This is a genomic window from Mesorhizobium sp. RIZ17 (genome assembly GCF_051127865.1).
GTDB lineage: Bacteria > Pseudomonadota > Alphaproteobacteria > Rhizobiales > Rhizobiaceae > Mesorhizobium > Mesorhizobium humile.
The window spans coordinates 1,472,009-1,495,514 of the sequence record NZ_CP147861.1; the positions used below are offsets into that span (position 1 = coordinate 1,472,009).

The 23,506-nt window shown below is 64.7% G+C and carries 24 protein-coding genes; 9 read left to right on the forward strand and 15 right to left on the reverse strand.

The genetic code is table 11. The features are described from left to right. Positions 1-154: 154 nt before the first annotated feature. Positions 155-781, forward strand: a complete 627-nt coding sequence (locus WDX12_RS07295) for a LysE family translocator (RefSeq protein ID WP_320297591.1) — start codon at positions 155-157, stop codon at positions 779-781. A 50-nt stretch (positions 782-831) separates the two neighbouring features. On the opposite strand, the gene WDX12_RS07300 is transcribed toward WDX12_RS07295, so the two are convergent. The 3 genes from WDX12_RS07300 to uxaC form a co-directional block, all read right to left on the reverse strand. Further along, the gene (locus WDX12_RS07300) at positions 832-1,161 is read right to left on the reverse strand and encodes a cupin domain-containing protein (protein ID WP_434724403.1); all 330 of its coding nucleotides are present in this window, start codon (positions 1,159-1,161) and stop codon (positions 832-834) included. Between the two features lie 35 nt (positions 1,162-1,196). Beyond that, the gene (kduD, locus tag WDX12_RS07305; RefSeq protein WP_434724404.1) at positions 1,197-1,964 is read right to left on the reverse strand and encodes a 2-dehydro-3-deoxy-D-gluconate 5-dehydrogenase KduD; all 768 of its coding nucleotides are present in this window, start codon (positions 1,962-1,964) and stop codon (positions 1,197-1,199) included. Between the two features lie 67 nt (positions 1,965-2,031). Continuing rightward, positions 2,032-3,441, reverse strand: coding sequence for a glucuronate isomerase (uxaC, locus tag WDX12_RS07310; protein ID WP_434724405.1), 1,410 nt, complete (start codon positions 3,439-3,441; stop codon positions 2,032-2,034). A 350-nt stretch (positions 3,442-3,791) separates the two neighbouring features. Between uxaC and WDX12_RS07315 the strand changes: the two genes are divergently transcribed. Beyond that, positions 3,792-5,309 carry a mannitol dehydrogenase family protein gene (locus tag WDX12_RS07315; RefSeq protein WP_434724406.1) on the forward strand — a complete coding sequence of 506 codons (1,518 nt, stop codon included), beginning with the start codon at positions 3,792-3,794 and terminating at the stop codon, positions 5,307-5,309. Between the two features lie 383 nt (positions 5,310-5,692). On the opposite strand, the gene WDX12_RS07320 is transcribed toward WDX12_RS07315, so the two are convergent. From WDX12_RS07320 to WDX12_RS07355, 8 genes are all read right to left on the reverse strand, one after another. Further along, entirely contained in the window at positions 5,693-5,857 is a 165-nt protein-coding gene (locus WDX12_RS07320) for a hypothetical protein (protein WP_434724407.1), read from the reverse strand. 56 nt (positions 5,858-5,913) lie between these two features. Beyond that, positions 5,914-6,321 (reverse strand): F0F1 ATP synthase subunit epsilon, encoded by a 408-nt coding sequence (locus WDX12_RS07325; protein ID WP_320297585.1) that lies wholly within the window; start codon positions 6,319-6,321, stop codon positions 5,914-5,916. A 110-nt stretch (positions 6,322-6,431) separates the two neighbouring features. After that, a complete protein-coding gene (gene atpD, locus WDX12_RS07330) occupies positions 6,432-7,997 on the reverse strand; it encodes a F0F1 ATP synthase subunit beta (protein WP_434724408.1) in 1,566 nt (521 codons plus the stop codon). Positions 7,998-8,062: 65 nt separating this feature from the next. Then, on the reverse strand, positions 8,063-8,947 hold the full coding sequence (locus tag WDX12_RS07335; RefSeq protein WP_320297583.1) for a F0F1 ATP synthase subunit gamma: 885 nt from the start codon (positions 8,945-8,947) through the stop codon (positions 8,063-8,065). A 34-nt stretch (positions 8,948-8,981) separates the two neighbouring features. After that, positions 8,982-10,511, reverse strand: a complete 1,530-nt coding sequence (gene atpA / locus WDX12_RS07340) for a F0F1 ATP synthase subunit alpha (RefSeq protein ID WP_320297582.1) — start codon at positions 10,509-10,511, stop codon at positions 8,982-8,984. After that, the gene (locus tag WDX12_RS07345; protein ID WP_320297581.1) at positions 10,511-11,071 is read right to left on the reverse strand and encodes a F0F1 ATP synthase subunit delta; all 561 of its coding nucleotides are present in this window, start codon (positions 11,069-11,071) and stop codon (positions 10,511-10,513) included. Before WDX12_RS07345 ends, atpA begins: the two co-directional genes overlap by 1 nt. 350 nt (positions 11,072-11,421) lie before the next feature. Then, positions 11,422-11,817 carry a DUF4345 family protein gene (locus tag WDX12_RS07350; protein ID WP_320297580.1) on the reverse strand — a complete coding sequence of 132 codons (396 nt, stop codon included), beginning with the start codon at positions 11,815-11,817 and terminating at the stop codon, positions 11,422-11,424. A gap of 94 nt (positions 11,818-11,911) precedes the next feature. Next, positions 11,912-12,607 (reverse strand): aspartate/glutamate racemase family protein, encoded by a 696-nt coding sequence (locus WDX12_RS07355; RefSeq protein WP_320297579.1) that lies wholly within the window; start codon positions 12,605-12,607, stop codon positions 11,912-11,914. Between the two features lie 66 nt (positions 12,608-12,673). Between WDX12_RS07355 and WDX12_RS07360 the strand changes: the two genes are divergently transcribed. Both WDX12_RS07360 and WDX12_RS07365 read left to right on the forward strand, forming a co-directional pair. Beyond that, on the forward strand, positions 12,674-12,919 hold the full coding sequence (locus tag WDX12_RS07360; protein WP_320297578.1) for a type II toxin-antitoxin system Phd/YefM family antitoxin: 246 nt from the start codon (positions 12,674-12,676) through the stop codon (positions 12,917-12,919). Beyond that, positions 12,916-13,371: a type II toxin-antitoxin system VapC family toxin gene (locus WDX12_RS07365; protein ID WP_434724409.1), complete on the forward strand. Its 456-nt coding sequence runs from the start codon at positions 12,916-12,918 to the stop codon at positions 13,369-13,371. Before WDX12_RS07360 ends, WDX12_RS07365 begins: the two co-directional genes overlap by 4 nt. Before the next feature lie 10 nt (positions 13,372-13,381). Here WDX12_RS07365 and WDX12_RS07370 read toward each other — a convergent pair whose 3' ends face one another. Next, positions 13,382-15,565: a primosomal protein N' gene (locus WDX12_RS07370; protein WP_434724410.1), complete on the reverse strand. Its 2,184-nt coding sequence runs from the start codon at positions 15,563-15,565 to the stop codon at positions 13,382-13,384. Between the two features lie 90 nt (positions 15,566-15,655). On the opposite strand from WDX12_RS07370, the gene fsa reads away from it, so the two are divergent. After that, the gene (gene fsa / locus WDX12_RS07375; RefSeq protein WP_434724411.1) at positions 15,656-16,312 is read left to right on the forward strand and encodes a fructose-6-phosphate aldolase; all 657 of its coding nucleotides are present in this window, start codon (positions 15,656-15,658) and stop codon (positions 16,310-16,312) included. Between the two features lie 72 nt (positions 16,313-16,384). Here fsa and lptE read toward each other — a convergent pair whose 3' ends face one another. Together lptE and leuS are read right to left on the reverse strand one after the other, a co-directional pair. Beyond that, on the reverse strand, positions 16,385-16,966 hold the full coding sequence (lptE, locus tag WDX12_RS07380; RefSeq protein WP_434724412.1) for an LPS assembly lipoprotein LptE: 582 nt from the start codon (positions 16,964-16,966) through the stop codon (positions 16,385-16,387). Beyond that, positions 16,953-19,580, reverse strand: a complete 2,628-nt coding sequence (leuS, locus tag WDX12_RS07385; RefSeq protein WP_434724413.1) for a leucine--tRNA ligase — start codon at positions 19,578-19,580, stop codon at positions 16,953-16,955. Before leuS ends, lptE begins: the two co-directional genes overlap by 14 nt. 290 nt (positions 19,581-19,870) lie before the next feature. Here leuS and WDX12_RS07390 point away from each other — a divergent pair, with 290 nt between their 5' ends. From WDX12_RS07390 to WDX12_RS07405, 4 genes are all read left to right on the forward strand, one after another. After that, on the forward strand, positions 19,871-20,533 hold the full coding sequence (locus tag WDX12_RS07390; RefSeq protein WP_434724414.1) for a YggS family pyridoxal phosphate-dependent enzyme: 663 nt from the start codon (positions 19,871-19,873) through the stop codon (positions 20,531-20,533). 82 nt (positions 20,534-20,615) lie between these two features. Next, complete coding sequence (locus WDX12_RS07395; protein ID WP_320297571.1) at positions 20,616-20,870, forward strand: type II toxin-antitoxin system Phd/YefM family antitoxin; 255 nt, start codon at positions 20,616-20,618, stop codon at positions 20,868-20,870. Further along, complete coding sequence (locus WDX12_RS07400) at positions 20,870-21,271, forward strand: type II toxin-antitoxin system VapC family toxin (protein WP_434724415.1); 402 nt, start codon at positions 20,870-20,872, stop codon at positions 21,269-21,271. The genes WDX12_RS07395 and WDX12_RS07400 overlap by 1 nt, the downstream gene beginning before the upstream one ends. Before the next feature lie 141 nt (positions 21,272-21,412). Then, entirely contained in the window at positions 21,413-22,462 is a 1,050-nt protein-coding gene (locus WDX12_RS07405) for an aldo/keto reductase (protein ID WP_434724416.1), read from the forward strand. A 64-nt stretch (positions 22,463-22,526) separates the two neighbouring features. On the opposite strand, the gene WDX12_RS07410 is transcribed toward WDX12_RS07405, so the two are convergent. Beyond that, positions 22,527-23,432, reverse strand: coding sequence for a LysR family transcriptional regulator (locus WDX12_RS07410; protein ID WP_434724417.1), 906 nt, complete (start codon positions 23,430-23,432; stop codon positions 22,527-22,529). Positions 23,433-23,506: the final 74 nt, after the last annotated feature.

Here is a 23,506-nt window from a genome sequence, read left to right on the forward strand (position 1 = left end):
CATCCGGCCACAACCGCGCTTTGCGGAATGCTCTCGCCTCGCGCCGATGTCGTCATCGAAAAGCCGTCGCTGGCACACCGGCTGGAGAGTTCCAGGTGCTATGGTTCCATGCAGCCCGCTGCTGGTGGCGGGCGCGCTCCGAAGGAACCCTCGCATGATCGACCCCGCCACGCTCGTCACCTACATTGCGGTGGTGCTCGGCTTCGTCTTCATCCCGGGGCCGGCCACACTGCTCACGGTCGCTCGGGCGACGAGCTCGGGCACGAAGGTCGGCATTGCCACCGGCGCAGGCGTCGCCGCGGGCGACGTGATCCATACCATCATGGCCATCATCGGCATCTCGGCCATCATCGCCGCCTCGGCGATGCTGTTCAGCATCGTCAAATATATCGGCGCGGCCTATCTCGTTTACCTCGGCATCCGCGCCATTGTCGAAAAGGCGCCGGCCGACCTGGCAGGCAGGACGCTGCCCATTTCCGCGGGCCGAGCCTTCCGGCAGGCGATCCTGACCGAAGTGCTCAATCCGAAGACGGCTCTGTTCTTCCTGGCCTTCCTGCCGCAATTCGTGCACCCGCAAGAGGGTTTCGTGGCGCTGCAGCTGATGACGCTCGGCATCATCTTTGTCCTGCTCGGGCTCTTCAGCACCGTCGTCTTCGCCGTCAGCGCGGGCGGCCTGGGTTCCTTCCTGCGCCGCAATCCGGCGGTGCTGAAATGGCAGGGCAAGGTGGTCGGCGGCATCTATTGCGCGCTCGGCATACGCCTGGCGCTGCAGCAGCGCTGAGACGTTTCAGCTAGTGCAATTCACCGTTTCCCGGAACCCGGCGAAATGCCCTAAAGGAAATCGGCCCGGCAAGGCGCAAAACTGTCGACCAGCCGCCCTGCCTCCAGCGCCTTGACGCCATGCACGAGATTGGCCGGCACGATGAAGCCGCTTCCCGTTTCGAGGACCTCCGATCGACCGTCGATGGTGACCTCGAAGCGGCCCTCGGCGACATAGCTTGCCTGGACATGCCGATGCGAATGCAGCGCGCCGACGCCGCCCTTGTCGAAGGCGAACTCGACCATCATCAATTCATCGGTGTGCACCAGCACCCGCCGCCTGTTGCCGTCCGGCGTCGGCTCCCAGGCTTTTTCGCCCGCATGGGAAAAGATATCGCTCATTGCAGTAACTTTCGTTCGACATTGGCAGGAAACGGTCATCGCGCCAGCCAGCCGCCATCGACCGGCACCACCGCGCCATGCATATAGTCCGACGCCGGCGCCAGCAGGAACACGGCCGCGTCGCCTATATCCGTGGGCTGGCCCCAGCGCCCGGCCGGGATGCGCCCGAGGATGGCGGCGCTGCGATCGGGGTCGGCACGCAAGGCTTCGGTGTTGTTGGTCTCGATATAGCCCGGCGCGATGCCGTTGACGTTGATGCCTTTTGCCGCCCATTCGCAGGCAAGCAGCCTTGTGAGGCCGAGCACGCCGTGCTTCGAGGCCGTGTAGGAGGCGACACGGATGCCGCCCTGGAAGCTCAGCACCGAGCCTATGTTGACGATCTTGCCGCGCCGTCCCGGCTCCGCCAGCACCCGCCTTGCGAAACCCTGGCAGAGGCGAAAGACCGTCTTAAGATTGACGTCCATCACCTCGTCCCAGTCGGCTTCGCTGAGCTCGACCGCATCGGCGCGCCGGATGATGCCGGCATTGTTGACGAGCCCGTCGAGCGGGCCGCTCTCGTCCCAGACCCGGTCGAGCATGGCGGCTGCCTCGGCGGGATCGCCGAGATCGGCCTTGACCACCTCGAAGCCACCTCCCTCCGCCGCGACCTTCCCAGCCGTGTCATCCATGGCCGAACGACCGACGCCGACGACCAGGCCGCCGGCGCGCGCGACCGACACGGCGATACCTTGCCCGATGCCGGTGTTGGCGCCGGTGACCAGGATGCGCTTGCCCGCGAGGCTGAAGGCGGAAAGATCGTTCAAGCTCGCCCTGCCCTTCGCCCGCTGCCGATCCAGGGATCGGCCGTTCCGCGCATGTGGCGGCGCCCCTTCACAGGCGATAGGCCTTCTTGGCAAGCGCGTAGGCCAACTCCCCGGCCAGTTCATGCGCCTCGTCCTCGCGCAGCCGATGCTCGCCCACCAGCCGCGCCAGGAAGGCGCAGTCGACGCGGCGGGCGACGTCGTGGCGCGCCGGAATCGAGGGAAAGGCCCGCGTGTCGTCGTTGAAGCCGACGGTGTTGTAGAAACCGGCCGTCTCCGTGGTCATCTCACGGAAGCGGCGCATGCCTTCCGGGCTGTCGTGGAACCACCAGGCCGGACCGAGCCTGAGCGCCGGATAGACGCCGGCGAGCGGCGCCAGCTCGCGCGCATAGCTCGCCTCATCCAGCGTGAAGAGGATAACGGTGAGGTCGCGCTCCAGCCCAACGCAGTCGAGCAGCGGCTTCAGCGCCGTCACATAGTCGGTGCGGGTCGGGATATCGAAGCCCTTGTCGCGGCCGAACCGCTGGAAGACCGCAGGCGAATGATTGCGCCAGGAGCCCGGATGAATCTGCATCACCAGGCCGTCGTCGCGGCTCATCTTGGCCATCTCGGTCAGCATCTGGGCGCGAAACAGCCGCCGTTCGCGCTCGTCGCCGGAGCCGTGCCGGATGCGGTTGAACAGCTCCTGCGCCGCCGCGTCGGAGAGATTGGCGGTCTCGGCGGTCGGATGGCCGTGATCGGATGAGGTCGCCCCGAATTCCTTGAAATAGGCGCGGCGCTTGCGATGCGCATCGAGATAACCGGCCCATGCGCCGGTGTCGCATCCGGTGATCTCTCCCAGCCGATCCAGATTGGCCGAGAACCCTTCGAAGTCGGGATCGACCACGGCGTCCGGACGGTAAGTGGTGACGACGCGACCCTTCCAGCCGCTGTCCCCGATCATCCGGTGCCATTTGAGGTCGTCGAGCGCGCCTTCGGTCGTCGCGATCACCTCGATGTTGAAACGCTCGAACAGCGCCCGCGGACGATAGTCGTCGCGCTGCAGCAGCGCGGCGATCGTGTCGTAGGCGCGGTCGGCGCTGGCGACGGTCAGCGGTTCGCCGATGCCGAACAGATGCGCGAGCACATGGTCGAGCCAAAGCCGCGTCGGCGTGCCACGGAAGAGGTAGTAATGCTCGGCGAAGCGCCGCCAGATCGCGCGGCCGTCGGTCTCGACGGGCGAACCGTCCAGCGTCGCCACGCCGAGCTCCTCCAGCGGCACGCCCTGGCTGAACAGCATGCGGAAAATGTAATGGTCCGGCACGATGAGCAGTTGTGCGGGATCCGGAAACGGCTCGTTGAGCGCGTACCAGCGCGGGTCGGTGTGACCATGCGGGCTGACGATGGGCAGGTCTTTCACGCCGGCATAAAGGGCACGGGCCAATGCGCGCGAATTCGCCTCGGGCGGAAACAGCAGATCGGGATCGGTCGGCGCGATCATCGAAAAGGCGGCTCCTCCAATGCACGTCGCCGGAGGTGCGCGGCGGTTCGAGCAACGACCTGCATCAGCAAAAAGACCTGAAGCGCCTCGCCGAGGTCCGTTTCAGCGCGACGCGCTTTAGGGTCGGTATCGGTACGGTCGGCCAACGATGATGTCAACGCGGTAGGCAAGCCGCCGCCTCTTGCGGTCGTCCAGCCGCCGCCTCTTGCGGTCGTCCAGCCGCCGCCTCTTGCGGTCGGCAGGCCTCGGCCTTCTTGCGGCGGTGGGGAACAGGTGATACGCCGCGTGTGCTCCACCGCAAGGGACATCGACATGCCGCTCCACCGAAGCCCCTCAGCCGTTTTGGTGCCATGACCCGCGGCCGCCTTTCCGACAGCGCGCTGCCGTCCTTGCCAAGCGAGGTTTTAGTCCCGGCCTATGATCGGGCCAGCATCACCCCCGGCATCGTGCATCTTGGCGTCGGCGCCTTTCACCGTGCCCATCAGGCCGCCTATGTCGATGCCTGCCTGGCAGACGGCGAGAGCGATTGGGGCATCACCGGCGTCTCGCTGCGCAGCCCCGACACGCGCGATGCGCTCGCGCCGCAGGACGGGCTATACACGCTGGCGATCAGGGACAGCGCCGGCGAGCAGCTTGAGGTCGTCGGCTCGATCCTGTCCTTGCTCGTCGCTCCGGAGAACCCTGACGCGGTGCTCGCCGCGCTGACCGACCCGCGTACCCGCATCGTTACGCTGACCATCACCGAAAAAGCCTATCTCAGGGCGGCCGACGGCACGCTCGACGGCGCGCACCCCGATATCGTCCACGATCTCGCCAACCCCGGATCGCCGAAGACGGCGCATGGATTTCTCGCCGAGGCGCTGGCGCGCAGGCGGGCGGCCGGCACGCCGGCCTTCACCGTGCTCTGCTGCGACAACCTGCCGGCCAACGGCGCCACGCTGCACCGGCTGCTGATCGAATTCGCCAAGCTGCGCGCCTCGCGTGGCAACGCGGACGGTCGGCCATTAGCCGGCTATATCGCCGACGAAGTGGCCTTCCCGTCGAGCATGGTCGACCGCATCGTTCCGGCGACGACGGACGCGGACCGGACGCGTATTGCGCAGCAACTGAGCCTTGAGGACGCCTGGCCGGTGATGACCGAGCCGTTCCGGCAATGGGTGATCGAGGACCGCTTCCCCGCAGGACGCCCGGCCTGGGAGAAGTTCGGCGTCACCATGGTCGAGGATGTCGGCCCGTTCGAGGACATGAAGCTGAGGCTGCTCAACGGCGCGCATTCGGGCATCGCCTATCTCGGCCTGCTCAGCGGCCACGCCACAGTCGACCGCGCCTTTGCCGATCCGTCGATCCGGCAGTTCGTGGACTTGCTGTGGGCCGAGGCCATTCCGACGCTGCCGCAGGATGCCGGGCTCGATCCGATCCCCTACATGGCTGAGCTTGCCGACCGCTTTTCCAACACCGCGCTCGCCCACCGCACCGCGCAGATCGCCAATGACGGCAGCCAGAAACTGCCGCAGCGCATCATCGCCTCCGCTCTTGCGAGGCTGGAAGCCGGGCTGCTTCCCGAACATTTGTCGCTGGTTGTCGCGGCCTGGATCGCCGCCGGCGCCGCGCGCGGCAAGACTTTGCCCGAGGGCCACTTCACCGATCCGCTCGATGCCGCCCTGGCCGACCTGTTCGGCCGCAACCTGTCGACAGCAGAGATAGCGGCGGCCGTGTTCGATCTCGCGGGCTTTGCCAAGGGCCATCCGGAACGCCGGAAATTGATCGAGCTTGTCGCCACCCATCTCGTCCATTTCAAGCAAGGCGGTCCGAAGCTGGCCTTTGCCGCCCTCGGCATCGGCAACGAGCCGCCCAGGCCGGCTGAGTAGCTAGTTCCTTAACACAGAAGTTTCGACCGGTTGGCTATGTGTGCGTTGGCACATTCCATGCCTTGGCGATTGGCCGGGACACCTATCGCGGTCGTCATCCACGGGCGGAGCAAGGAGCGTAGCGACGCGCGCAGACCCGAGGATCCATGCCGTGACTTGGAAGCGTTGCGGCGGTCCAGAATTCTGCACCGTTGCACACCTCGGTCCAGGTAACGGCATGGATTCCAGGGGCTGCGCGCGTCGCTTCGCTCCTTGCTCCGCCCTGGAATGACGAGGTTCAGGAGCCTCCAGTTCGTCACCAGCGTTTGCGCTGAATGCTCCGAGCGGACGTTGATAGCCTTGCCCGACAAGCCTGCAATCTTCAAAATCACTGTGTTGAGGAACTAGTCGCGCGAACCGTTCACGACCTGGCGCGCGGCATAGTCGACCGCGTTCGAATTCCAGAACAGGCGCACCGCTTTGCCGACCACGTTTGCGTAGGGGACCGTGCCCACGGTGAAGCGGCTGTCGGGCAGGCGGACTGTCCCCCAAACGAAAAAGCGGGGCAAGGCCCCGCTTTCAATATCACGCCCGAGACGGCTCGACTTGCCGCCTTAAGCAAACGTCAGGCTGGCAGCAGCGCGCCTTCCAGCGTGGTGAGCTGGCTGAGGAACTGCTCGGCGCGGCTGCGCGCCACGTCGTCCTTGGCGTCGGCGGCGTCTTCCTTGGCGTCCTGGATGCGACGGGCAAGGTCAGCACGGTCGATGTCGTTCACATGCACTGCCGATTCGGCAAGCAGCGTGCAGCCCGACGGCAGGATGTCGGCGAAACCGCCGAACACGACAAAGCGGTCTTCCTTGCCGGACGCGGCCTTGATCGTGACGACGCCGGGCTTGATCGTCGTCATGACCGGCGCGTGCTGCGCCATCACCGTCATTTCGCCTTCGGCGCCCGGGATGACGACGGACTCGACCTGCTCGGAAACGAGCAGCCGCTCCGGCGAGACCAGTTCGAACTTGAAAGCTTCAGCCATGATCAAATTAGTGAGTAGGGAATAGTGAGTAGGGAGTAGGGCTAGGACATCTGTCCTGATCACCCAGCTGCTATTCACTACTGACTACTGACTACTCCCTATTGCCTCAATTACGCTGCTTCAGCCGCCAGGCGCTGCGCCTTCTCGACCGCTTCGTCGATGCCGCCGACCATGTAGAAGGCGGCTTCCGGCAGGTGATCATAGTCACCGGCGCAGAGGCCCTTGAAGCCCTTGATGGTGTCGGCGAGGTCGACCAGCTTGCCCGGCGCGCCCGTGAACACTTCGGCGACGAAGAACGGCTGCGACAGGAAGCGCTCGATCTTGCGGGCGCGGGCCACCGTCTGCTTGTCCTCTTCCGACAGCTCGTCCATGCCAAGGATGGCGATGATGTCCTGCAGCGACTTGTAGCGCTGCAGGATCGACTGCACCTGGCGGGCGACCTGGTAGTGCTCTTCGCCGACGACCATCGGGTCGAGCATGCGCGAGGTGGAATCCAGCGGATCGACGGCCGGATAGATGCCCTTTTCCGAGATCGCGCGGTTCAGCACGGTCGTGGCGTCGAGGTGGGCGAACGAGGTTGCCGGCGCCGGATCGGTCAAGTCGTCGGCCGGAACGTAGATGGCCTGCACCGAGGTGATCGAACCCTTGGTCGTGGTCGTGATGCGTTCCTGCAGCGCGCCCATGTCGGTGGCCAGCGTCGGCTGGTAACCCACGGCGGAAGGAATACGGCCGAGCAGCGCCGACACTTCCGAGCCCGCCTGCGTGAAGCGGAAGATGTTATCGACGAAGAACAGCACGTCCTGGCCCTGGTCGCGGAAATATTCGGCGACCGTCAGGCCGGTCAGACCGACGCGGGCGCGCGCGCCCGGCGGCTCGTTCATCTGGCCGTAGACCAGCGCGGCCTTCGAGCCGGCGCCGCCACCCTTCTTGTTGACGCCCGATTCGATGAACTCGTGATAGAGGTCGTTGCCCTCGCGGGTGCGCTCGCCGACGCCGGCGAACACCGAGAAGCCGCCGTGAGCCTTGGCGACGTTGTTGATCAGCTCCTGGATCAGCACGGTCTTGCCGACGCCGGCGCCGCCGAACAGGCCGATCTTGCCGCCACGGGCGTAAGGCGCGAGCAGGTCGAGAACCTTGATGCCGGTGACCAGGATCTGCGCTTCAGTCGACTGATCGACATAGGCCGGAGCGGGCTGGTGGATGGCGCGCATCTCGACGCCGTCGACCGGGCCTTCCTCGTCGACCGGCTCGCCGATGACGTTGATGATGCGGCCGAGCATGCCCGGACCGACCGGAACCGAGATCGGCGCGCCGGTGTCGTAGACATTCTGGCCGCGGACCAGGCCTTCGGTCGAGTCCATGGCGATGCAGCGCACGGTGTTCTCGCCGAGATGCTGGGCGACCTCGAGCACCAGGCGGTTGCCGACATTTTCGGTTTCAAGCGCGTTCAGAATGGCGGGCAGATGATCTTCGAACTGCACGTCGACGACGGCGCCGATGACCTGGCGGACCTTGCCGGCGGCGCCGACCCGCTTCGTCACTACGCTCGCCGCCTTGGCCGGAGCGGCTGCCTTCTTCGCCGGAACGGCGGCCTTTTCGGCTGCTTCCGGGGCCTTCGCCGCCTTGGGGGCCGGTGCCGCCTTGGCGGCGGTCTTCGGGGTAGCTGCTTTCGCCATCGTCTTTGCCCTTTTCGTCTATCCGTTGTTCACGCTGGCCGCCGGGTATCCCGCGCGGCGCGTGATTAGAGCGCCTCGGCGCCCGAAATGATCTCGATCAGTTCCTTGGTGATCTGCGCCTGCCGCTGGCGGTTGTAGGTGATCGACAGCTTGTTGATCATATCGCCGGCGTTGCGCGTCGCATTGTCCATGGCGCTCATCTTGGCGCCCATCTCGCCCGCCGCGTTTTCCAGCAGCGCGCGGAAGACCTGCACGGCGATGTTGCGCGGGATGAGGTCGGAGAGGATCTCGCCCGGCTCCGGCTCGTATTCATAGACGGCGCCGCCGCCATTGCCTGCTTCGGCGGTGGCCGAAGCCTGCGCCGCCGGGATGATCTGCTGCGCCGTCGGGATCTGGCTGATCACCGACTTGAACTGCGAATAGAACAGCGTGCAGATGTCGAAGCCGCCCTCGTTGAAGAGGTGGATGACCTTGCGCGCGATCGCATCGGCATTGACGAAGCCGAGCGTCTTGACCTCGCGCAGGTCGACGCGCTCGAGGATCATCGAGGCGTAGTCGCGGCGCAGGATGTCGTAGCCCTTCTTGCCGACACAGATGATCTTCACCTGCTTGCCGTCGGCGAGAAGCCGGCGGATGTGGTCGCGGGCAAGGCGCGCGATCTGCGAATTGAAGCCGCCGCACAGGCCGCGCTCGGCGGTGCAGACGATGAGCAGATGCACATCGTCCCTGCCGGTGCCCGTCATCAGCGCCGGGGCATCGCCGCCGCCGCCGATCGCCTGGGTGATGTTGGCCAGAACCGCGCCCATGCGCTCGGAATAGGGACGCGCCGCTTCCGCCGCCTCCTGCGCGCGACGCAGCTTCGCCGCGGCGACCATCTGCATCGCCTTGGTGATCTTCTGCGTCGCCTTGACCGAGGCGATACGGTTACGAAGGTCTTTTAATGAAGGCATGCTTCAAACCTGATCCCGTGCGTCCGGCTTGTTGTTAGGCGAAGGTCTTGGCGAAGGCGTCGATCTCCGCCTTGAGCTTGGCGCGCAGGTCGTCCGACAACGCCTTCTCCTTGCGGATAGCGTCGAGCACATCCTTGCCGGCCGAGCGCATGTGGCTGAGCAGGCCATGCTCGAACTTGCCGACCTGGTTCAGCGGCAGCTTGTCGAGATAGCCGTTGACACCGGCGAAGATCACCGAGACCTGTTCCTCGACCTTGAGCGGCGAGAATTGCGGCTGCTTGAGCAGCTCGGTCAGGCGCGAACCGCGATTGAGCAGACGCTGCGTTGCCGCGTCGAGATCGGAGCCGAACTGCGCGAAGGCCGCCATTTCGCGATACTGCGCGAGCTCGCCCTTGATGGAGCCGGCGACCTGCTTCATCGCCTTGATCTGCGCCGAGGAGCCGACGCGCGACACCGACAGGCCGACGTTCACCGCCGGACGGATGCCCTGGAAGAACAGGTTGGTCTCGAGGAAGATCTGGCCGTCGGTGATCGAGATCACGTTGGTCGGGATGTAGGCCGACACGTCGTTCGCCTGCGTCTCGATGATCGGCAGCGCGGTCAGCGAACCGTTGCCGTTGTCGTCGTTGAGCTTGGCGGCCCGCTCGAGCAGGCGCGAGTGCAGGTAGAAGACGTCGCCCGGATAGGCTTCGCGGCCCGGCGGGCGGCGCAGCAGGAGCGACATCTGGCGGTAGGCGACGGCCTGCTTCGACAGATCGTCATAGCTGATCAGCGCATGCATGCCGTTGTCGCGGAAATATTCGCCCATGGTGCAGGCGGTGAACGGCGCCAGGAACTGCATCGGCGCCGGATCGGACGCGGTGGCGGCCACGATGATCGAATATTCGAGCGCGCCGCGCTCTTCCAGCACCTTGACGAACTGCGCGACGGTCGAGCGCTTCTGGCCGACGGCGACGTAGACGCAGTAGAGCTTTTCCTTCTCGGGGCCGTTGTCGTGCACCGACTTCTGGTTCAGCATCGTGTCGAGGATGATGGCGGTCTTGCCGGTCTGGCGGTCGCCGATGACCAGTTCGCGCTGGCCGCGGCCGACCGGGATCAGCGCGTCGATGGCCTTGAGGCCGGTCGACATCGGCTCATGCACCGACTTGCGCGGAATGATGCCGGGCGCCTTGACGTCGACACGCTTGCGTTCGGTTGCCTTGATCGGACCCTTGCCGTCGATCGGGTTGCCCAGCGCGTCGACGACGCGGCCGAGCAGGCCCATGCCGACAGGCGCGTCGACGATGGCGCCGGTACGCTTGACGGTGTCGCCTTCCTTGATGTCGCGGTCGGCACCGAAGATGACGACGCCGACATTGTCGGCTTCGAGGTTCAGCGCCATGCCGCGGATGCCGCCCGGGAACTCGACCATCTCGCCGGCCTGGACATTGTCGAGGCCGTAGACGCGGGCGATGCCGTCACCGACGGACAGAACCTGGCCGACTTCGGAGACCTCGGCCTCCTTGCCGAAATTCTTGATCTGGTCTTTCAGAATTGCGGAAATTTCCGCGGCGCGGATGTCCATCAGCCGACCTCTTTCAGTGCAAGCTTGAGCGAATTGAGTTTGGTTTTGAGCGACGTATCGATCTGGCGCGAGCCCATCTTGACGATCAGCCCGCCGAGCAGCGACGGGTCGACGGTCATGGCGATGGCCACGTCCTTGCCGGCGATGCCCTTGAGCGTCGCCTTGAGTTCAGTCTGCTGCGCGGCCGTCAGCGCATGCGCCGAGGTGACTTCGGCCGAGGCCTCGCCGCGATGGTCGGCGGCGATCTGGCGGAACGCCTTGATCATGCCGGGCACCGCGAACAGGCGGCGGTTCTTGGCCACGACGCGCAGGAAATTGCCGACCAGGCCGGTGATCTTGGCCTTGTCGGCGATGGCGGCGATGGCCCTAGCCTGGTCCTCGCTGGAGAACACCGGGCTGTTGATCAGCCGCGAGAGATCGTCGCTGCCATTGAGCAGCGCCTCGAAGCTGGTGAGGTCGGCCTCGACCTTGGCGACTGAATTGTCCTGCAGCGCGAGCTCGAACAGCGAGCCTGCATAGCGTTCTGCGACAGCTGAGATTGGCGATGACGATTGGGCCACGGACCGTCTTTTCTCTTGTCTGACAGGCCGCAGATTGTTGGCGCGAGCAAAAACTCTGGCTAAATCTTTGACCTTATTACAAATTTTCAAGCACGGAGATGCGGCTTCCGCTATCCCCTGCCGAAAGTCGATTGCCGTCTAGCACAGGCTTTTTAAGACCGCAATGCATCGCCCGGCATGGTTTTCAGGCACTTTTGTCGCATCAGGCGGCGAAGGCCAACCTTAAGCGCAGGATTAATGCATGTCGCCCAAAAGTGTGTAGCGGTTTTGGGAGAACGACATGCATCGAAACAAGGAGCTAAAGCGCGTCGCTTGAATCCGTTTCAAGGCGGCGCGCTTTAGTCTCGAATTCAGGGCACGAAGCCGAAGGCAAAGGCCAGCGGCAGCGCCGCCAGCGCCAATTCAACCACGATGGAAGCCCAGTTGAAAGGGGTGTTGGCGCCGTCCGACATCATCGACAGGAGCCGGCCGAAGGCGGTGAACAGCCAGGAGAAGCCCAGCGCCATGTAGAGCAGCGGCTGTGCCAACAGGATGCAGCACAGGCTGACGCCGAGATAGAAGCCCGACATGCGGCCGCGTCCCTCGGCGATCGCCGCCGCTTTCTCCGGCCTTGGCTGCAGGCGCAGCACACGAAACGCAAGTCCCGGCGCCAGGAACAGGAACAGGCCGAGGGCCAGGGTCACGATGGCGCTCGACCAGGCCAGCCATTCACCCTGGCTCGCGGGCCACGGAAACGCAAAGTCCATATAATCCCCTCATATTTCTTGTTCTGAAACACCGGCATTCTAGCGAGGGAAAAACAGCGCGCCAGAGGACGGCGAGCACATTAGGAACCGCGCATCAGGCAAGCGCGAAGTCGACCGCGGCCTCGGCATGGATGCGCGTCGTGTCGAACACCGGAACGTCGAAATCGCCCTGGCCGATCAGCATGGTGATCTCGGTGCAGCCCATGATGACCCCGTCCACCCGGTCGGTGCGCCGCATCCGGCCGACTTCGTCGAGATAGGCGGATTTCGATTCGCCTTTGACGATGCCCTGGCAGAGCTCGTCATAGATCACCTTGTGCACCATGTCGCGCCCCGGCTGGTCCGGCACCACCGGCTGCAGCCCGTATTTGTCGGCAAGCCGACCCTTGTAGAAATCCTGCTCCATGGTGAAGCGCGTCGCGAGCAGCGCCGGCCGCTTCACGCCTGCATCGACGACGGCATGCCCAGTTGCGTCGGCGATGTGGATGAGCGGGATAGAGATAGCCGCCTGCACCGCGTCAGCCAGCTTGTGCATGGTGTTGGTGCAGATCACCAGGCCTTCGGCACCACCCGCCGCCAGTTGGCGTGCAGCCTCCACGAGAAGGGCACCGGCGCCTTCCCAGTCGCCCGCATGCTGCCGTTCGGCGATCTCGGCGAAATCGAACGACCACAGGAGGAGCTTGGCCGAATGTAGCCCGCCCAGGCGATCACGCACGATCTCGTTGAGCAGGCGGTAATAGATCGCCGTCGATTCCCAGCTCATGCCGCCGATGAGGCCGAGGGTTTTCATCTGGACTTGTTCCTTTCCTATGCAATCTCTATATTGTGACCACATGAGACTACAACGGAGATCGCCTTGAAAACCGTCCAGCTTCGGGAGGCTAAGGCAGGGCTTTCGGCACTTGTCGAGGCCGCGGGGAATGGTGAGCCTACTACCATCACCAGGCATGGCAAGGCGATTGCCATGGTTGTTCCGATTGATGAGGGGCGAAAGCTTTATCCGCAGGGCAGCCAAAAAGCCTTCGTCGACTTCCTGCTTCAGTACCCTGGCGGTATCGAATTTGAGCGAAACGAATCGCCGTCACGGGACGTCGACTTTTGAGCGGCTATCTGCTCGATACGTCCTTCCTGTCAGCCTTTGCGCCTGATCGCCCTCCGCTTCCCTCACACGTACTGACCTGGGTAGACGAACAGCGGGAGCGTGGCTCCTGGCACCTGTCGTCCATCGTCGTCTTGGAGTTGGAAAAAGGGATCGCGAAATTGAAGCGATCCGGTGCAAGTTCGAAGGCGTCGCGTATCGGGGTCTGGTTCGAACGGCTAATGACGGAATTCGACCAACGCATTCTGCCGGTGGACGTCGCAATCGCCCGAGACGCCGGGAAATTGGAAGATGCCGCAATCGCCAAAGGCTTCAATCCCGGTTTGGCGGACGTCGTGATCGCCTCGACTGCCCGTTTGAATAACATGTCCGTCCTAACGGCCAATGTGCGGCATTTTGCAATTCTCGATGTACCCCATCTGAATCCCTTCACCGAAATTGATCTGAGAGAGTAATCCCGCAAACTCACAAAAAGCTCTGCGGGTCGATGTCGACCTGCACCCTGACCGAGCCGCGCAGCTTCGGCCCCTCCGCCAGCATGGCGCGGATGAAGCCTTGCATGTCGGCGCGCCGCTCGCCCTGGATCAGCAGGCGGAAGCGGTGACGACCTCCGATCAAAGACAAGGGCGCCTCGGCAGGTCCAAGCACGAAGAGGTCGGAGGCAGTGGGCGCGGCACGCCTCAAGGCCCTCGCATGGCTCTCCGCCTCGCCTCGGGTCGCGGCGCTGACGATGATGCCGGCGAGCCTGCCGAAAGGCGGCAGCGCCGCGCGTTCGCGCTCGGCGATCTCGCGCTCGTAAAAGGCCTCCGAATCGCCCGACACGATCGCCCGCATCACCGGATGGTCCGGCTGGTAGGTCTGCAGCAGGCCGAGGCTCTTCTTGCCGGTGCGGCCGGCGCGCCCCGTCACCTGGCTGAGCAGTTGGAAAGTGCGCTCGGCGGCGCGCGGATCGCCATTGGCCAATCCCAGATCCGCGTCGACCACCCCGACCAGCGTCATGCCGGGAAAATTGTGACCCTTGGCGACGAGCTGCGTGCCGATGACGATGTCGGCCTCGCCATTGGCGACGGCCTCGAGCTCGAGCCGAAGCCGGCGCACGCCGCCCAGAAGGTCCGAGGACAGCACGATGGTGCGGGCATCGGGGAAATGCCCGACCACTTCCTCGGCGATGCGCTCGACGCCGGGACCGCAGGCCACCAGATGGTCCAGCGTACCGCATTCCGGACAGGCCTCCGGCCTCCGTTCATTGTGGCCGCAATGATGGCAGACGAGCTGGCCGCGAAAGCGATGCTCGACCAGCCAGGCCGAGCAGACCGGGCAGCCGAAGCGATGGCCGCAGACGCGGCAGAGCGTCAGCGGCGCATAGCCGCGCCGGTTGAGGAAGAGCAGCGACTGCTCTTGTCTCTCCAGCGTATGCCGCATCTGTTCCAGGAGGACCGGCGAAAGGAAGCCGCCGCGCGCCGGCGGCGAACGCCGCATGTCGATCGACTTGAGGTCGGGGAGCGCCGCCTCGGCGAAGCGCGACGACAACACGGCCCGGTCGTACCGGCCCTGGCTGGCGTTGACCCGGCTTTCCACCGAAGGCGTCGCCGAGGCGAGCACGACGGGGAAAGCACCGATATGGCCGCGCACAACCGCCATGTCGCGCGCATTGTAAAAGACGCGATCTTCCTGCTTGTAGGCGGGATCGTGCTCCTCGTCGACGACGATCAGGCCGAGTTCCTTGAACGGCAGGAACAGCGCCGAGCGCGCGCCGGCGACGACGCGCACGCCGCCTTCGGCCACCTGCCGCCAGACGCGTTCGCGCATCCGGGGCGGCAGGTCCGAGTGCCACTCCCCCGGCTTGGCGCCGAACCGGTCCTGGAAGCGTTCGAGGAAGGCATGCGTCAGCGCGATTTCCGGCAACAGGATCAGCACCTGCCTGCCCTTGTCGAGCGCCGCCGCCACCGCTTCGAAATAGACTTCCGTCTTGCCCGATCCGGTGACGCCGTCTAGCAGGGTGACGTTGAAGGCATCGGCGGCGACAGCGGCGCGAAGCTTCTGCGCCGCCGCTTTCTGGTCCGGCATCAAATCCGGCACGGCATGGCCGGGATCGGGCGCCGCCACCACCGGTCGCGGCGGGATCATCACCGTCTCGAACACGCCCTGCGCCCGCAATCCGTCGATGACGGTCGAGGACACACCCGCCGCATGCGCGAGCCCCGAGCGCGTCCAGGCGAGGCCGCCCTCCGCGGTTTCCAGCACCCGCCGCCGCGCGTCGGTCAATCGGTCCGGCTCGGCCAGCGTGCGCTGCAGCCCTTCGATCCACGGCTCCGGGTCGAAAGCCTCGGGGGCCCTGAGCAGCATGCGCGCCACCATGCCGGGCGCCGACAATGTGTATTGCGCGATCCAGTCGACGAAGCGGCGCATCGCCTTGTCGATCGGCGGGCAGTCGAACACCTCCTCGATCGGCCGCAGCTTCTTCGCATCGACGGTTTCGACGGCGCCGTCCCAGACGATGCCAGCGACCTGGCGCGGCCCAAGCGGCACGCGCACGATCGAGCCCGGCACCACGCGCATGCCCGGCGGCACGGCATAGGTGTAGGGCCGTTCGGCAGGCATCGGCACCAGCACCGGCGCGGCTGCGACAAAGGGCGAATCTTCCATCATCAGGCGTGACCTTGCCCTGACTTTGGTCTAGATCAAAGAGGACCCTCGCATATGCCTGGCGACCGCCGGGCGATCCCCAAGGAGACAGCCATGAAGTTTTTTGTCGACACCGCTGACATCAAGGAAATCAAGGAGCTCAACGATCTTGGGCTGCTGGACGGCGTCACCACCAACCCGTCGCTGATCCTCAAATCGGGCGGCAAGATCGCCGACGTCACCAAGCAGATCTGCGACATCGTCGAAGGCCCGGTCTCGGCCGAGGTCGTGGCGACAGAGTTCAAGGACATGATGGCCGAGGCCGAGGTTCTGGCCAAGATCGCGCCGAATGTCTGCATCAAGGTGCCGCTGACGCTGGACGGGCTGAAGGCCTGCAAGACGATCCGCACTCAGATGAACCGCATGGTCAACGTAACGCTCTGCTTCTCGGCCAACCAGGCGCTGCTCGCCGCCAAGGCCGGCGCCTCGTTCATTTCGCCCTTCGTCGGCCGCATCGACGACACCGGTTCCGACGGCATGGAGCTGATCTCGGAAATCCGCACCATCTACGACAATTACGATTTCAAGACCGAGATCCTGACCGCCTCGGTGCGCACGGTGAACCACGTCAAGCAGGCCGCGCTGATCGGCGCCGATGTCGTGACCGCGCCGCCGGCGACGCTGAAGGCGCTGGTCAATCACCCGCTGACCGACAAGGGCCTCGCCGCCTTCCTTGCCGACTGGGCCAAGACCGGCCAGAAGATCGGCTGACGCCGGTCTTCCCGCCAGAACAAAAAAGGCCGGGCAACCGGCCTTTTTTAATTTTGAAAATAGAAGCGTCGCTCAGGCTTTTTTGCCGTGCTTGGCCAAATCCTGCGCGATCGACAGTCGCAGCAGATCGGCAAGCTCCCGCGCGGCGCGGTTCTCGGCGTCGATCTGCGCCCGGTAGGCCGCGAATTCCTGGCGCGGCCGGTCGAAGGACGACGGAATGGAGCGCTTGCCGACGGCAATCACCGTGTTGGTCGCGGTATCGCGCAGCACGTAGTTGGCGGTCAGCGTGACCGTGCCCGCCGTCGGCTCATCTTCCTGGGTCTGCACCTGCACGATTGCCGCCGATTCGACCAGCTCGGTGACGCCGAGATCGAGCACGTAGGCCGGCGAGGCCGGCTCACCCGAGCCTTGCCCGAAGGCGAAGATCAGATGGTTGCGCACCTGCTGCGCGTAGCGGGTGTTGACCGGCTTGATCGAGATCGAGGCGAGCTCGGCGGACGCGCTGAGCGTCGATCCGGGCGACAGCGGCTGGTTGGAATAGAGCGGCCGCACGGTGCAGGCCGAGACCAGCGCCAGCGCGGCGACCATGCCGCAGACCGCCAAGCGGCCGCGCAGGCGGGCCGCTTCTGACTTCACCGGATCAGGCAACGACATTGACGATCCTCTGCGGGACGATGATCACCTTGCGCGGAGCCTTACCTTCCAGTGCTTTTTGCACGAAGTCGAGAGCCAGAACCGCTTTTTCGACGGCACCTTGATCCGCGTCGCGGGCAATTGTCAAATCCCCGCGCTTCTTGCCGTTGACCTGCACCGGCAGCACGATCTCGTTGTCGACGACCAAAGCCGGATCGTAGACCGGCCAGGGCCGCTCGGCGACCATCTCGGCGCCGCCGAGCGCCTGCCAGCATTCCTCCGCCAGATGCGGCATGACCGGCGCGATGATGTGCACCAGGATTTCCACCGCCTCGCGGCAGGCGCTTTTCAGCGCGGCGTCCGCCTTGGCTTCGGCAACGTCGGCGAGCGGCGTCGCCAGCACGTTGGCAAGCTCGTAGATGCGGGCGATCGCCCGGTTGAAGCCGAGCTTCTCGATGTCCTCGCCGACCGCCTTCAGGATCTTGTGCGCGGCCTTGGAAACGGTCCCCGCATCGCCATCCTTCGCCGCCGCGGGCTTCACGCCTTCCAGCTGCTCGGTCGCGATCTGCACCAGGCGCCAGATGCGCTGCACGAAGCGGTGCGCGCCGGCGGCGCCATCGTCGGTCCATTCGACGTCGCGCTCCGGCGGTGAGTCCGACAGCATGAACCAGCGCGCCGTGTCGGCGCCGTAGCCGTCGGTGATCTCTTCCGGGCTCACCGTGTTCTTCTTCGACTTCGACATCTTCTCGAGCGCGCCGATCGTCGCCTCCTCGCCGGTGGCGATCTCCACGGCGCGGCGCTTGCCGCCGGCGTCCTCGATCCTGACCTCAGGCGGCGACAGCCAGCGGCCGTTGGTCGAAGGACCGCCGACCCGGTAGGTCTCGTGCACCACCATGCCTTGCGTGAACAGGCCCTTGAACGGCTCGGCCAGATTGAGGTGACCGGTCTCGCGCATGGCGCGGGTGAAGAAGCGCGAATAGAGCAGATGCAGGATCGCGTGTTCGATGCCGCCGATATACTGGTCGACCGCCAGCCATTCGTCGGCCGCTTTCGGCTCGGTCGGCTCGTTCGCCCAGGGCGCGGTGAAGCGCGCGAAATACCAGGACGAATCGACGAAGGTGTCCATCGTGTCGGTCTCGCGCCGCGCATCGCGGCCGCATTGCGGGCACTTGACATGCCGCCATGTCGGATGCCGGTCGAGCGGGTTGCCCGGACGGTCGAACTCGATGTCGTCGGGCAGCTTCACCGGCAGGTCGGCCTTCGGCACCGGCACCACGCCGCAGGCCTCGCAATGGATCATCGGGATCGGGCAGCCCCAGTAGCGCTGGCGCGAGATGCCCCAGTCGCGCAGGCGGAAATTTACCTTGCGCTCCGCCATCGGCCGGCCGCCGATACTTTTCTGCTCCAGCAGCTTCGCAACTTCGTTGAAAGCCTTCTCGGGCTTCATGCCGTCGAGGAAGCGCGAGTTGATCATCACGCCGTCGTCGACATAGGCCTCCTCGATGATCTGGAAGGTCTTGGCGTCGGCGTCTTCCGGCATCACCACCGGGATCACCGGCAGGCCGTATTTGTTGGCGAAGTCGAGATCGCGCTGGTCGCCAGACGGGCAGCCAAAAATGGCGCCGGTGCCGTATTCCATCAGCACGAAATTGGCGACATAGATCGGCAGCGTCCAGTTCTCGTCGAACGGATGGACGACGCGGATGCCGGTGTCGAAACCCTTCTTCTCGGCCGTCTCGAGCGCCGCCACCGAGGTGCCCATATGGCGGACCTCCTCGATGAACTTCGCCAGCTCGACATTGCTCTCGGCGGCTTTTCTCGCCAGCGGATGGTCGGCTGCGACCGCCATGAAGGAGGCGCCGAAGATGGTGTCGGGCCGGGTGGTGTAGACTTCCAGCTCATGCGTATCGCCAACCGGCTTTGCCAGCGGCCAGCGGATCAGCAGCCCTTCCGAGCGGCCGATCCAGTTGTGCTGCATCAGCTTGACCTTTTCCGGCCATTCGTCGAGGCGGTTGAGCGAGTCCAGCAGGTCCTGCGCGAAGTCGGTGATCTTGAAGAACCACTGCGTCAGCTCGCGCTGCTCGACCAGCGCGCCCGAGCGCCAGCCGCGGCCGTCGATGACCTGCTCGTTGGCAAGCACCGTCATGTCCTCCGGGTCCCAATTGACCTTGGAGGACTTGCGCGTCACCAGCCCCTTCTCGACGAAGTCGAGGAACAGCATCTGCTGGCGGTGGTAGTAGTCGACGTCGCAGGTAGCGAACTCGCGCGCCCAGTCGAGCGACAGCCCCATCATCTTGAGCTGCTCGCGCATCACCGCGATGTTTTCATAGGTCCAGTCCTTGGGATGGACCTTGTTCTGCATGGCGGCGTTTTCGGCCGGCATGCCGAAAGCGTCCCAGCCCATCGGATGCAGCACGTTGAAACCCTTGGCGCGCTTGTAGCGCGCCACCACGTCGCCCATCGTGTAGTTGCGGGTGTGGCCGATATGGATCTTGCCCGACGGATAGGGGAACATCTCGAGCACGTAATATTTCGGCTTCGGGTCGTCGTTGCGGGCCTCGAACAGCTTCTTTTCGGCCCAGGCCTTCTGCCATTTGGGCTCGGAGGTGCGCGGATTGTAACGTTCGGTTGCCATCGGATGTTTTTCACTTAAAAGCAGGGGCGCGGTGCTGGACCAAGGCGTGTTGATATTCAGGTCAGGCCGAGCCGAAAATGGCGGGTTCCGAGAACCGGAGCGGAGCGTACTTAAGGTACGTGAGCACCGGAAGCGCAGGAAACCGGCATTTGCAGGCCGGCATCACCTGAATATCAACACGCCTAGGCCGGCAGCCGAGACTATGTCGTCGCGGTGTTCACCATGGATTGCCGGACCCGTCAACTGCGGCGAGCCGGCGCCGGCGTTAAAACCATAGGCAGGATAGTGGCATGACGAGCGCCGTAGAGCAGCTTCACGCCGTCAAGGCGAAGATCGCGGGCGCCGAACGCGAGGCGAAGCGCGAGCCCGGCGCCGTCACGCTGGTGGCGGTATCGAAGACCTTCGCTGCCGAGGACATCCGCCCCGTCATCGAGGCGGGCCAGCGCGTCTTCGGCGAGAACCGCGTACAGGAAGCGCAGGGCAAATGGCCGGCGCTGCGAGCGGCATTCGCCGATCTGGAGTTGCACCTGATCGGCCCGCTGCAGTCCAACAAGGCCAAGGAAGCGGTGGCACTTTTCGATGTCATCGAGACGGTCGACCGCGAAAAGATAGCCGCCGAACTTGCCAAGGAGATGACCCGGCAGGGCCGGACACCCAAGCTTTACGTGCAGGTCAACACCGGCTCCGAGCTGCAGAAGGCCGGCATCGAGCCGCGCGAGGCGGTCGCTTTCGTCAAGCGCTGCCGCGATGGTTATGGTCTCGCCATCGAAGGCCTGATGTGCATTCCGCCGGCCGATGAGAACCCTGGCCCGCATTTCGCGCTGCTGGAAAAGCTCGCCCGCGAAGCCGGCGTCGCAAAGCTTTCGATGGGCATGTCCGGCGACTACGAGACCGCCATCGCCTTCGGCGCGACCAGCGTAAGGGTCGGCTCGGCGATCTTCGGCAGCCGGTAGCGAAGGGCGGCATGCTCGCTCACCTCGATTGATAATGAGGGATATCCGCATTATATCTAGCCAAGCTAGCTAGGAGCGATGCATGAACTGGCATCTTCAGGACGCGAAGAACAATTTTTCAAAGGTGGTACAGCGCGCGAGGACGGAGGGGCCCCAAACGGTGACACTTCGCGGCGAACGGGCTGCGGTCGTGCTGTCCGTGGAGGACTATGATCGCCTTGCCGGGAAGAAGAAATCGCTCGCCGAATATCTTTTGGCCGGCCCGGGCTGGGACGATGAGTTTGACAAGGAAATCACCCGTCGCTCGGCTACGATGATCCGGGATATTGATCTTTGATGTACCTGCTCGACACGAACGTGGTTTCGGACGTGCAAAGGCGGCTGCCCAAACCAACCGCCTGGCTCGCTTCGGTTGATCCGACCTCGATCAGTCTCAGTGTTATCACCATTGGTGAGATCGAACGTGGAATCGTCAAGCGACGCAACACCGATCCCGACAGGGCAGCGCGGCTTGATGTCTGGCTGCGGGAACTGCGCCGAGACAATGCGGACCGCATCCTCGCGATCACGGAAGAGGTCGCCCTCGCATGGGGCCGCATTACGGCGGGACGTACGCGAGGGAGCGCCGACACCCTCATCGCGGCAACCGCCCTCGTGCACGACCTGATACTCGTCACACGAAATGTCGCCGACTTCGAAGGCGTGGGCGTGACAGTCGTCAATCCCTGGGAAGTCTGACCGTTCCAAATCCGCTGATGGGCAACTTCACGCCAAGTTGACCACTACGCTTGCGCCCGGGCTTGAAACGAAACGGTCCGTTCCTATTTGCCTCTTGTCATTCGATCCTGTCATTCAATCCTGTTCTCGGGGAAGCTCACCATGCGCTACAACCAGCTTGGCAACACCGGCCTGTTCGTTTCCGAACTCTGCCTCGGCACCATGACCTTCGGCGCCGCCGGCCAGAACGCCCAATGGGGGCTGATCGCCAGCCTCGACCAGAAGGGCGTTAACGAAATCGTCGGCCGCTCGATTGCCGCCGGCGTCAATTTCTTCGATACGGCCGACGTCTATTCCGTCGGCCAGTCCGAGCAGTTGCTGGGCCAATCGCTCAAGGACCTCGGTGTCAAAAGGTCCGACGTCATCATCGCCACCAAGGTGCATGGCACCATGGGCAACGGGCCCAATGAGCGTGGCTCGTCGCGCGGCCACATCATGGACTCGGTCGACGGCAGCCTGGAGCGGCTGCAGCTCGACCATATCGACCTTTACCAGTTGCACGGCACCGACACGGTGACGCCGATCGAAGAAACGCTGCGGGCGCTCGACGATCTCGTCGCCAGCGGCAAGGTGCGTTATGTCGGCGTCTCCAACTGGCAGGCCTGGCGCATCGCCAAGGCGCTTGGCATTGCCGAGCGCAAGGGCTTTGCCCGCTTCGAGACCATCCAGTCCTATTACTCCATCGCCGGCCGCGATCTCGAACGCGAGATCGTGCCGCTGATCAACGAGGAAAAGCTAGGCCTGATGGTCTGGTCGCCAATGGCCGGCGGGCTGCTCTCCGGCAAATACGGGCCCGGCGCACCGGGCAATGGCGAAGGCCGCCGTGCCTCCTTCAACTTCCCGCCGGTCAACGAGGACCGCGCCTGGGCGGCCGTCGCCGTCATGCGCGAGGTGGCGAAGAAGCACGACGTCAGCGTCGCCACGGTGGCGCTGGGTTATGTGCTGGCCAAGCCCTTCGTCATGAGCGTCATCATCGGCGCCAGCCGCATGGACCAGCTCGAACAGAATCTCGCCGCGACCGGCTTGAAGCTCGACGCCGATGATCTCGCCAGGCTCGACGAGGTCAGCGCGCTGCCCGCCGAATATCCCGGCTGGATGCTGGAGCGGCAAGGCGCCGGGCGCCGACCGGCGCCGTTCGTGCCGAAGACGTAATTCCTTTCACTTTGAGCAGACAGGTCAGAGCCGCGTGCCCTTGGACACGCGGCTCTTTCCTTATTCAGAGACGAACGGTCTCCGCCAGAAAGTCGAGGAAAGCACGCACCCGCGCCGGCAGATGCTTGCCCTGGCCGACATAGACGGCATGCGTCGGCTCTTCGTCGCCGGGGTTGAACGCCTCCAGCAGTTGCACGAGCCGCCCGGCGGCGATATCGGGCTCGACATGCCAGCGCGCCAGCCTTGCGATGCCTGCTCCCGCCAACGTCGTCAGCCGCATTGCTTCGCCGTCGCTGACCGTCGAATTCCCGGCGATCGGAACCATGACCGGCGCGCCTTTTGCATCGACGAATGGCAGGCCGTCTATATGCCGCACGAAGCCGAAGGCGAGCAGATTGTGGCTGGCCAAATCGGCCGGCGTTTGCGGCGTGCCGCGCGCTTCGAGATAGGCCGGTGCCGCGACCACCACCATCCGGCTCTGGCCGAGCTTGCGCGCCACCAGCCGTGACTCGCGCAGCGGGCCGGCGCGGATGGCGACATCGGCGCGCTCCTCCATCAGATCGATGACGCTGTCGGTCAGCACCGCCTCGACGATAATCTCAGGATAGCGCTCCAGGAAACGCGGCAGCAATTCCATCAGCCGGTGCTGGCCGAACGGCACATAGCAATTGACCCTCAGCCTGCCACGCGGCGCTGCCCCTGCCGCCGCTTCGCGCTCGGCCGCATCGAGATCGGCGAGGATGCGCAGGCCGCTGTCATGGAAGGCCGCGCCCTCCGGCGTCAGCTGCAGCTTGCGCGTCGAGCGGCTGATCAGCCGCGCGCCAAGCCGCGCCTCCAGCCTTGCGATCAGCTTGCTCACCGCTGACGGCGTCATGCGCAACGCCCGCGCCGCGGCGGAAAAACTGCCCGCCTGAACGACGCGGACGAACACCTCGATCTCGCCGGAGCGGTTAATGTCGGGTCTCGCCATTCGTGAATCTATTTCACAGAAAATATGCCTGATGCAAGGCTGGTTCACAGCTTGGCGGATCACGATCTTCCGGT

Coding starts and splice junctions, on each gene's coding strand:
- WDX12_RS07390 (WP_434724414.1), top strand. CDS start 19,871: ATGACGAGCGCCGTAGAGCAGCTTCACGCCGTCAAGGCGAAGATCGCG.
- WDX12_RS07405 (WP_434724416.1), top strand. CDS start 21,413: ATGCGCTACAACCAGCTTGGCAACACCGGCCTGTTCGTTTCCGAACTC.
- WDX12_RS07355 (WP_320297579.1), bottom strand. CDS start 12,607: ATGAAAACCCTCGGCCTCATCGGCGGCATGAGCTGGGAATCGACGGCG.
- WDX12_RS07325 (WP_320297585.1), bottom strand. CDS start 6,321: ATGGCTGAAGCTTTCAAGTTCGAACTGGTCTCGCCGGAGCGGCTGCTC.
- atpD (WP_434724408.1), bottom strand. CDS start 7,997: ATGGCGAAAGCAGCTACCCCGAAGACCGCCGCCAAGGCGGCACCGGCC.
- atpA (WP_320297582.1), bottom strand. CDS start 10,511: ATGGACATCCGCGCCGCGGAAATTTCCGCAATTCTGAAAGACCAGATC.
- WDX12_RS07295 (WP_320297591.1), top strand. CDS start 155: ATGATCGACCCCGCCACGCTCGTCACCTACATTGCGGTGGTGCTCGGC.
- WDX12_RS07370 (WP_434724410.1), bottom strand. CDS start 15,565: ATGATGGAAGATTCGCCCTTTGTCGCAGCCGCGCCGGTGCTGGTGCCG.
- lptE (WP_434724412.1), bottom strand. CDS start 16,966: ATGTCGTTGCCTGATCCGGTGAAGTCAGAAGCGGCCCGCCTGCGCGGC.
- leuS (WP_434724413.1), bottom strand. CDS start 19,580: ATGGCAACCGAACGTTACAATCCGCGCACCTCCGAGCCCAAATGGCAG.
- WDX12_RS07300 (WP_434724403.1), bottom strand. CDS start 1,161: ATGAGCGATATCTTTTCCCATGCGGGCGAAAAAGCCTGGGAGCCGACG.
- WDX12_RS07410 (WP_434724417.1), bottom strand. CDS start 23,432: ATGGCGAGACCCGACATTAACCGCTCCGGCGAGATCGAGGTGTTCGTC.
- uxaC (WP_434724405.1), bottom strand. CDS start 3,441: ATGATCGCGCCGACCGATCCCGATCTGCTGTTTCCGCCCGAGGCGAAT.
- WDX12_RS07395 (WP_320297571.1), top strand. CDS start 20,616: ATGAACTGGCATCTTCAGGACGCGAAGAACAATTTTTCAAAGGTGGTA.
- WDX12_RS07350 (WP_320297580.1), bottom strand. CDS start 11,817: ATGGACTTTGCGTTTCCGTGGCCCGCGAGCCAGGGTGAATGGCTGGCC.
- WDX12_RS07315 (WP_434724406.1), top strand. CDS start 3,792: ATGACCCGCGGCCGCCTTTCCGACAGCGCGCTGCCGTCCTTGCCAAGC.
- WDX12_RS07335 (WP_320297583.1), bottom strand. CDS start 8,947: ATGCCTTCATTAAAAGACCTTCGTAACCGTATCGCCTCGGTCAAGGCG.
- WDX12_RS07400 (WP_434724415.1), top strand. CDS start 20,870: ATGTACCTGCTCGACACGAACGTGGTTTCGGACGTGCAAAGGCGGCTG.
- fsa (WP_434724411.1), top strand. CDS start 15,656: ATGAAGTTTTTTGTCGACACCGCTGACATCAAGGAAATCAAGGAGCTC.